This window comes from uncultured Clostridium sp., from assembly GCF_937920395.1.
GTDB lineage: Bacteria > Bacillota > Clostridia > Clostridiales > Clostridiaceae > Clostridium_AD.
Genome location: NZ_CALEVF010000069.1, coordinates 1 through 4500 on the forward strand (window position 1 = coordinate 1; position 4500 = coordinate 4500).

7 protein-coding genes are annotated in these 4500 nt (G+C 31.5%); 6 read left to right on the forward strand and 1 reads right to left on the reverse strand.

Annotation, left to right across the window (positions count from 1 at the left end):
• The first annotated feature begins 2 nt into the window (after positions 1-2).
• Genes Q0649_RS23050 through Q0649_RS07875 form a run of 3 tightly spaced genes read left to right on the forward strand, consistent with a single transcriptional unit; the run spans position 3 to position 747 of the window.
• The gene (locus Q0649_RS23050; RefSeq protein WP_367179362.1) at positions 3-134 is read left to right on the forward strand and encodes an MBL fold metallo-hydrolase; all 132 of its coding nucleotides are present in this window, start codon (positions 3-5) and stop codon (positions 132-134) included.
• A gap of 4 nt (positions 135-138) precedes the next feature.
• Positions 139-408: a hypothetical protein gene (locus Q0649_RS07870; RefSeq protein WP_298839804.1), complete on the forward strand. Its 270-nt coding sequence runs from the start codon at positions 139-141 to the stop codon at positions 406-408.
• A gap of 30 nt (positions 409-438) precedes the next feature.
• Positions 439-747 carry a hypothetical protein gene (locus Q0649_RS07875; RefSeq protein WP_298839807.1) on the forward strand — a complete coding sequence of 103 codons (309 nt, stop codon included), beginning with the start codon at positions 439-441 and terminating at the stop codon, positions 745-747.
• Positions 748-1203: 456 nt separating this feature from the next.
• On the opposite strand, the gene Q0649_RS07880 is transcribed toward Q0649_RS07875, so the two are convergent.
• Positions 1204-2625 carry a DDE transposase gene (locus Q0649_RS07880; RefSeq protein ID WP_298839809.1) on the reverse strand — a complete coding sequence of 474 codons (1422 nt, stop codon included), beginning with the start codon at positions 2623-2625 and terminating at the stop codon, positions 1204-1206.
• 242 nt (positions 2626-2867) lie between these two features.
• Here Q0649_RS07880 and Q0649_RS07885 point away from each other — a divergent pair, with 242 nt between their 5' ends.
• From Q0649_RS07885 to Q0649_RS07895, 3 genes are all read left to right on the forward strand, one after another.
• Entirely contained in the window at positions 2868-3785 is a 918-nt protein-coding gene (locus Q0649_RS07885; protein WP_298839812.1) for an extracellular solute-binding protein, read from the forward strand.
• A gap of 90 nt (positions 3786-3875) precedes the next feature.
• Complete coding sequence (locus tag Q0649_RS07890; RefSeq protein ID WP_298839815.1) at positions 3876-4238, forward strand: hypothetical protein; 363 nt, start codon at positions 3876-3878, stop codon at positions 4236-4238.
• Positions 4239-4290: 52 nt separating this feature from the next.
• Positions 4291-4434 carry a hypothetical protein gene (locus Q0649_RS07895; RefSeq protein ID WP_298839817.1) on the forward strand — a complete coding sequence of 48 codons (144 nt, stop codon included), beginning with the start codon at positions 4291-4293 and terminating at the stop codon, positions 4432-4434.
• Positions 4435-4500: the final 66 nt, after the last annotated feature.

Here is a 4500-nt window from a genome sequence, read left to right on the forward strand (position 1 = left end):
TAATTGACTCAGCAAAATCGGATGAGGCAGAAAAGATTATTCTACCATACTTAAGGATTAATAATTTGAAGGTGGATTACTATATATTGACTCATTTCCATAGTGACCATAACGGACATTTAGAGGGACAATAACCTTTTGAGATTAGCAAGTTCTGAGGTGACAGCTATGATTATTAAGACTAATATAATGAGATATGAACAACTTAACGAATATCAGTACCTGGATAATACTATGGTTCTTCCTAAAGATAAACTTTCTAGTATATGGAATTTAGGTGGTGTGAATATAACAGTTCTTAACAGTAGGTATGACATAAATGGAGCACCACAGCAGGAACTTGATGAGAATAATATTTCAATATCAATGATGGCGGAGTATAAAGGATTTAAGTATAGTCATGGATAGGATAACTATGCTAAAACGCAAGAGACAATTATGAATCTATACAAGCATAAGTTGCCTTTTTTAAAGGCAGATTACTTCTATGGTAATCATCATTTTCATGAATCCATAAGCACTGATTTCATTAAGTTGACAGATCCAAAAGCAGTTTTTGTATCTACTAACGGTTCGGTTTATGCAAGAGGAGCTTATACAACACATTATGTAAATGAAGTTGAGAATTATGAAAAATTAAATGGCGGAAGTTTACAAGATACCCTATTAAGTTGTGAAATAGGGAGTGTAGTTTTAAAGGTTAACGATAAGGATGACTGGAGTTATAAAACTTATAAAGATATATAATTAAATTATAGTAATACTGATACATTCAGGTTTATATGATATAAAATATATCATATGAATATATGCATGAACGTTTTTTCTTAGTACTAGTACTGCTACGGTTTCGGCTAAAGCTTTTCTTTATTTAGCCTTAAAATCTTTATTCCTTTTTTTCTCAATGTATTTAATCTATTTATAAATTGCACCTTTAGCTATCTTTTTATCTAGAGATAGATCATCTATACTAAAAAATAATAAAGTGATTAATTATTAAAGTGAAATATAAAGTTTTTAGGTTGCAGAGTAAATGTTTACATTATATGTATTAATACATAGTACATATTACATATTACATGTACTATGAATGGAAGCAATAGTCAATTGCAAAACTATCCAAAAACATTAGATAAATAATGGATAAAGATTCTCTTGATTTATAGCGAACTTAATAAGCCTTAGATTAACTATAAAAAATGACTATGCTATTAAAGATTTTACAGATAAAAGGTGCGTTTGTTTATCAAGTTTGTCAGCAATTAAAATTACAATTTGTTGCGTTATAGCAGCGAGAATTACTTCAACTTTAAGAGAAACAGTATTTCTTAACTTTGTATATCCAGGATACATAGGAAATCTGACCATGAAGTTCGTTCTTTCAATTATGGTTCTTATTTTATAAAGGCGAATCCATTTATCTGATCCTCTTGGGATAATAGTATTTAGTCTGTAATTATCATTAACAGTAGTGTGATGCATTCTACCACAAGGTGATGTAGTGCAAGAATTTTCACAGGATAGAATATACGTTGTTTTACCTTTTACAGCTGTTTTCTTTGATTTCGGACAGCGCCATTTTAGTCTTAATGGTCTTCCTTTTTCTTTTGAGGAACCGTCAAATTTCATCTGTAAAGATTTATTATTTGGACAGGTTGGAATACCATTTTCATTAAGTTTTATTTTGTCTATATCCTTAGTTCTTCTTGGGTTTAGTGGAATTATAGGAATCATGGAATAATCTTTATAAAGATACTTATAGTTATCAATGGCGTCAAAGCCAGCATCAGCTAAAAAGTATTTATATTTAAAATCAGGATGATAATTGAAGAAGTTATTAAGGACCGGGATAGGGCTCTTGGCATCGTAATTATCTTTATGTTCAGCTCCCGATTTAGCGTCAGCTATATTAATAGAATAATCACTGTTGTAGAAATAAATATGCCTTATGATGCCAAGACTGTTGGTCACTAAAGCGACTTTCCTTGAGTAACAATAGTGACCATTAATATAAGATAGTTTAATGCTTTTATTAGACAGAGCTTCTTTAGGCATCTGAGAACAAGCGTAGCTCTGGACATTGAAATTAGGAATGTTCTTAGAAAACTTCCTAGTATTTCTCATAACTGTGTCAAAGGCTTTAGGGTTGTTTTCTTTAACATAACCCTCAATACCTGTAGTATCAACTACAAGAATATCGGCAAGATCTGGTCGCAGCCTCCGGCATATAGGTTCAGTGGTTTCAACCAGATTATTAAAAAACATAAGAAAATCATCCTCGAAGTCGATTTTTAGTCTTGAAAATTGGGATGCATTTGGTACTCTGGAAAAACCACATAATGTCTTAAGCTCCGAAGAAAGATTTAATACATTAATTAACAAAGATATATCGGCGATAGAGAGCATCATTTTTATAATGAAAGCAGTTATCATAGATGAAAGTTTGTAATTTCTGGGGTGGCCAGTTGAAACATAATAATGATTTATGAAGCTTTGAGGGATTAATTCAGATAAATCGATATATTGGTCGAAAAGTTTTAGTAACTTTGGTTTATCTTTATGAAAATACTCATCAAGATCAGTGTAAATATCAGTAAGAGATAATTGTTTTAAATTCGATTGCATGGAATTCTCTCCTTTCTGTGAATTTAGTAGTGATGAATATAAATTCGACAAAAAGTGGGGGGGATTCCTGTAAATATATGATTGTAAAGCATTGAAGTCACTTGACTACGAGGTTATGCATTTAACTAAATGAAATTAAAATTAGGGGGGTACAAAAATAATGAATAGAAAGAAAATTTTCTCAATGTCGCTTTCGGCTACACTTGTGATTTCTCTTTTATCTGGGTGTGGTGCAAAAAAAAGTGTCCACAACAGATAATGGAGTAGGAAAAGCTCAAAAAGAGTTTACTTTATTTTTTAATCAGGATACAAAACCTGTAGATATTTCTAGCACAGCTGTAGGAAAAAAAATAACAGAGATTAATGGAACAAAGTTTAAAACAAGTTATCTTGTTGGTACGGATTCAAAGACTAAGGCAAGTGTTATGATTGCTTCAGGAGAATATCCAGATTTAATATCGATAGATGCCGGTGATGTAGATTCGTTTGTTAATGCAGGAGCAGTAATTCCATTAGAGGACTTAATCGCAAAATATGGTACCAATATAAAGAAGATTTATGGCGCTGATCTTAAAAAAATAAAGAATCCTAAAGATGGACATACTTATTCATTACCACCTTTTAGAAACGGTCCAACACCATTATACCCTGCTTCAGGATTTTATCTTGCAAAAGATGTCTTAAAACAAGCAGGTTACCCTAAAATATTAAACATAGATCAATACTTTAAAATAATTGATGACTACATGGCCAAAAATCCAACTTTTAATGGTAAACCTAATATAGGATTTACTACTAATGCAGTTTCTGGAAACTATCTTATAGCAAATGTGGGAAGTTACCTAGCTGGATATCCCAATACTGGCGCTTGTTATATTGATGATAAAAATGTAGCACATAACTTTGGATTATCAGATTTCACACACAACTATCTTAAAAAGTTAAATGAAGAATGGAATAAAAATATTGTAGATAAAAAACTTTTCATAGATAATAATGATGCGTTTAAAGCTAAAGTGGCTGCAGGATCTGTAGTTGGCATGTATATGGAAAGATGGGAAATAGGGGATCCAATAAATTCACTTGAACAACAAAAACTATTTGATAAAGTTCCATTTGCAATACTGGTTTTGAATGATGGCGTAAAAAAAGATGCTTAAAGTGGACTTACAAGTATAAGTGCAGGAGGAGGAATATATATAACTAAATCATGCAAAGATCCTGTTGCTGCAATTAAACTACTTGATCAAATGGCATCAGATAAAATACAAAAACTTCAAAATTGGAGTATTGAAGGAGTAGATTATACAGTTGAAGATGGTAAAATGATACAAACAGCTGCACAATCAGCTAGATTGGCAGATGCAACATATGTACAAAAGACAAGTGTTGGTTCACTTTGGTACTTCCCTCATTCAGATGCAGGTAAAAATGCAAAGTATGCTGATGGAAATTTTGTATCTCCTCAAGATACACCAGAATATATTGCTTCAAAATACCAACCTTATGAAAAAGAGGTATTGAGGGCTTATCATGTTAAAACTTTAAATGATATGTTTGCTCCTGCTGCTAAATCAGATTTTAGTATGGGATATCCTAATTCCAGATTCTAAGCAAGATATTAAGATAGCACAACAGAAAACTGATGATCTAAAGGTAAAATATATGGCTTCACTTGTAATGGCAAAACCATCAACATTTGAAAATGTATGGACTCAGTACACTAAAGAAATGAAATCTGCTAATTATAATATTGGAGATGAATATACTACTCAGCAAATTCAACTAAGAATAAAAAACTGGAAGTAATCTAAGAAAATGAAGGGGCCGTCTCAAAATAGAAAGTAATTTCTATTGCGAGATGGCTCTTTTTTT